1 protein-coding gene is annotated in these 4,655 nt (G+C 64.9%); it reads left to right on the forward strand.

Annotation, left to right across the window (positions count from 1 at the left end):
- Positions 1-43: 43 nt before the first annotated feature.
- Entirely contained in the window at positions 44-4,549 is a 4,506-nt protein-coding gene (locus ALA01S_RS30205) for an SPM autocatalytic domain-containing protein (protein WP_157119408.1), read from the forward strand.
- Positions 4,550-4,655: the final 106 nt, after the last annotated feature.

Raw genomic sequence — 4,655 nt, forward strand, 5'->3', positions numbered from 1 at the left:
TTCCGACCAGTTCCAGGCACTGTCCCTGGCACAGGTGAAGGCCTTGAGCGCTTCGCAGCTGTCCAAGCTCGGCACTGACGATCTCAACGCGCTGACGCCGGAGCAGTTCGCCAGCTTGAGCTCCACGCAGTTGGCGGCTTTGAGCACGGACCAGATCCCGTACCTGGCAGCAGACCGCCTGGCCGCGCTGAGCACGACGGTCATCAAGGCGCTGACCACGGCCCAGGTCGGTGCACTCACCAGCGACCAGGTTGATGACCTGACCGCCGCGCAAGTGGGCGTGTTCAACGCCGCGCAGCTCAACGCCTTCAGCACCACCGAAATGACCAAGTTCAGCTTGGAACAGGTGGCGGCTTTGAGCACGGCCGCGCTGGCGGGCTTGAGTTCCGACAACCTGGGCGCGCTCGACAGCAATCAGTTCCAGGCGCTGACAGCGGCCCAAGTCAGGGCACTGAGCGCAACGCAGCTCTCTAATCTCGTCAGCGACGATCTCAATGCGTTGACGCCGGAGCAGTTTGCGATGCTGACCGTGGCCCAAGCCACGGGTCTGACCACGAACCAGATTCCTCATCTGGAAGCAGAAGACCTGGCGGCGTTGACCACGGCTGTGATCCGCTCCCTGACTTCGGAACAGCTCGATGCCCTGACCAGCGGCCAGTGGGACGATCTCACCATCCAGCAGGTGCAGGCACTGAGCGCGACGCAGTTGTCCAAGCTCAGCAGCGACGATCTCAATGCGCTGACGCCCGAGCAGTTCGCCGCGCTGAGCGTGACGCAGGCCACCGGCCTGACCACGGCTCAGATCTCCACCATGGAGTCGAGCGACCTGGCGGCACTGAGCACGGCGGTGATCAAGTCGCTGAGCACGGACCAGATCGCTGCACTCACCAGCGATCAGGTGGATGACCTCACTGATGCGCAGGTGAGCGCACTCAGCGCCGCTCAGCTCAACGCGTTCAGCTCCGATGAGATCGCCAAGCTCAGCGTGGATCAAATTGCATCTCTGGGCACGGCGGCGCTGGCTGGGCTGAGCACCGCCACCCTGGACGCGTTTGGGAGCAGCCAGCTCCAGGCGCTGTCGGTGGCCCAGGTGCAGGCCTTGACGTCTACGCAGTTGTCCAAGCTCACCAGCGACGACCTCAACGCGCTGGTGCCCGAGCAGTTCGCCGTGTTGAGCGTGGCGCAGGCTGCAGGGTTGACCACGGGCCAGATGTCCACCCTGGAGACTGACGATCTGGCAGCGCTGACCACGGCCGTGATCCGTTCCTTGACTTCGGATCAGCTCGATGCCCTCACCAGCGGCCAGTGGGACGACCTCACCATCCAGCAGGTGCAGGCACTGAGCGCGACCCAGCTGTCCAAGCTCAGCAGCGACGACCTCAACGCGCTGACGCCCGAGCAGTTCGCCGTGCTGAGCGTGGCGCAAGCCACCGGCCTGACCACGTCTCAGATCTCGACCATGCAGGCAACTGACGTGGCGGCACTGAGCACGGCGGTGATCAAGTCGCTGAGCACCGACCAGATCGCCGCATTGACCAGCAGCCAAGTCGATCAACTCAGCGCCGAGCAGATTGCGACGCTCAGTGCCGCGCAGCTCAACACGTTCAGCACGGACGAGATGGGCAAGCTCACTGCAGAGCAGGTGGCGGCGTTGACCACGGCAACGCTGGCCGGTCTGACGTCTACCAACCTTGGCGCATTCGACAGCACCCAGTTCCAGGCGCTGACGGCGGCGCAGGTGCAGGCCCTGACTTCGACGCAACTGTCCAAGCTCGTCAGCGACGACCTCAATGCGCTGACTGCAGAGCAGTTTGCCGTGCTGAGCACCGCGCAGGCCGCGGGGCTGAGCACCAGCCAGATCTCCACTATGGAAGTGGATGACCTGGCGGCGCTGAGCACGGCGGTGATCAAGTCGCTGAGCACGGATCAAATCGGGGCTCTGACCAGCAGCCAGGTCGACGACCTGACTGCTGAGCAAGTGGGGGTACTCAGCGCTGCGCAGCTCAACGCCTTCAGCACGCTGGAGATGAGCAAGCTCAGCGTTGAACAAGTGGTGGCGCTGACCACGGCAGCGCTGGCCGGGCTGAGCACCGACAACCTCGGTGCGCTCGAGGCCAACCAGTTCCAGGCGCTGTCGACGCAGCAGGTTCGTGCGCTGAGCGCGACGCAACTGTCCAAGCTGGCCACCGACGACCTCAACGCGCTGACCGCGGAGCACTTTGCCGTGCTGAGCACGGCACAGGCTGCGGGGCTGACCACGAGCCAGTTCGCCAGCCTGGAGGGGGAGGACCTGGCCGCGCTGACGACAGCGGTCATCAAGTCTTTGAGCACTGCTCAGGTCGCTGCACTCACGCCCGAGCTGGTCGATGACCTGACGCCGGCACAAGTGGCGGTGCTCAGTGCTGCGCAGCTCAATGCCTTCAGCTCCGACGAAATGGCCAAGCTCACTTTGGAGCAAGTTGCCACGCTGACCACGGCGGCGCTGGCCGGCCTGGGTTCTGCCCAGCTCGGCGGCTTTGGAGCCGAACAGTTGCAGTCGCTGTCAGCGGCACAACTCAAGGCGCTGAGCTCGACCCAACTGTCCCAACTCACCAGCGACGGCCTCAATGCGCTGACGGCTGAGCAGTTTGGCCTGTTGAGCGTGGCACAGGCAGCAGGCCTGACCACGAGCCAGATCCCCAACCTTGAAGCGGCGGATTTGGGATCGCTGTCTGCGGCCGTGATCAAGTCACTGAGCACCCAACAGGTCGCCGCGCTCACGAGCGACCAGGTCGACGACCTGACGCTGGCGCAAGTGGCGGTGCTCAGCGCCGCGCAGCTCAACGCCTTCAGTGCCACTGAGATGGGCCAGTTCAGCGTCGACCAAGTGGGCGCAATGACCACGGCCGCGCTGGCCGGCCTGGGTTCGACCCAGCTCGGCGGCTTCGAGGCGCTGCAGTTCCAGGCGCTGTCGGCGTCGCAGTTCAAGGCGCTGGGCTCGGCGCAGTTCAACACCCTTGCCAGTGAGGACCTCAACGCGCTGACGCCGGACCATTTCAGCCTGATGAGCGTGGCGCAGGCCGCGGGGCTGACGTCGACCCAGATCTCCACCATGGAAGGTGAAGACCTGGCGGCGCTGTCCGTGGCCGTGGTCAAGTCGCTGACCACGCAGCAAGTGGCCGCCCTGACCAGCGACCAGATCGACGACTTGACCGCAACACAGTTCGCATCGCTGAGCACGGCACAACTGTCCACGTTCACGTCTGGCGAGTTTTCGGTGCTCACCCCGGAGCAGATCCAGGTGCTGACGACGGCCGCGCTTCGCTCGCTGAGCACGAGCCAGATCGAGGGCTTCACGGCCGACGAGCTGAGCCAGTTCAGCGTCAAGCAGGTGGGGGCGCTGACCTCGGACCACTTCCACGTTCTGACCTCGACCCAGCTCAATGCGCTGTCGGCTGACCAGTTCGCCGCCATCACCTCGGTGCAGATCGCTGGATTGACCTCCACGCAGATCTCTGCCCTCGAAGGGGAAGACGTGGGCGCACTGTCTGCCGCTGCCGTCAAGGCCATGACTGCGGCGCAGTTCGGAGCGCTGACCAGCGACCAGCTCTATAACCTGAACGATGCGCAGATCGGCGCGCTCAGCTCGGCTCAAGTGGCCACGCTGGACGCGGCAGATATCGGCGTGTTCAGTCAGGCACAGATCGTGGCGTTGAGCACGGCAGGCATCCTGGGACTGGCCACCGACACCATCGCGGCATTGAGCGTGGACCAGGCCGCCGCGCTTGAGATCCGCGATCTGGCCAAGATGACGGCGGCCCAGATGGTTGCCTTCACCCAGGACCAGAAGGACGCCATGAGCGACCTGCAGCGCAGCACTCTGGCGACCTCACCCGTGGTCCTGGACCTCGACGGCAACGGTGTGCAGACCGTGGCTGCAAGCCAGGGCGTGGCGTTCGACCTTCTCGGCACGGGCCACCGCGCCCAGGTCGGTTGGGTCGGCGCCCATGATGGTCTGCTGGTGATGGATCGCAACGGCGACGGTGTCATCAACAACGGCCGCGAGCTGTTCGGTGAAGGTACCGTGCTGGCCGATGGCCACCGTGCAGCCAACGGCTATGTCGCCATGGCGGCCGAGGACACCAACCACGACGGTGTGCTCAATGCCCTGGACGTGAACTGGGACCGCCTGCGCTTGTGGGTGGATGCCAACCAGGACGGCAAGACCGACGCTGGCGAACTGCACTCTCTGAGCCAGCACGGCGTGGCGGCTATCGATCTGCACGCTCAGGCCGGCACGGCGCTCGACAACGGCAACCTGCTGGGGTTGGTGTCCAACTGGACCGACACGAACGGCCGCCAGCACGCTGCGGCAGACGTGTGGTTCGCCAAGGCCACCCCCACCGCGCCCACCACCAGCGAGTTGCTGGCCGACGCTCCGACCAGCGTGCTGCCCCAGCATGAAGGCTCCGGCGCCCCGGCAGCGGCCCCTGTGGCAAGCGAGCCGCTGTTGACGGCGCAAGTGCTGCCGAAGGATCAGGAGCACGTGCAGCAGCTGCCGCTGATCTGACACAACGCTCAGTGACCAAGCAAAACGGCCCCGCAAGGGGCCGTTTTTTTTCCGTCGCTCAATCAGTGGCTTTAACGTGTGCTGTTGTCTCGTATGCGCGCAATTA

The sequence above is a fragment of the Azohydromonas lata NBRC 102462 genome, assembly GCF_001571085.1.
Lineage (GTDB): Bacteria > Pseudomonadota > Gammaproteobacteria > Burkholderiales > Burkholderiaceae_C > Azohydromonas > Azohydromonas lata.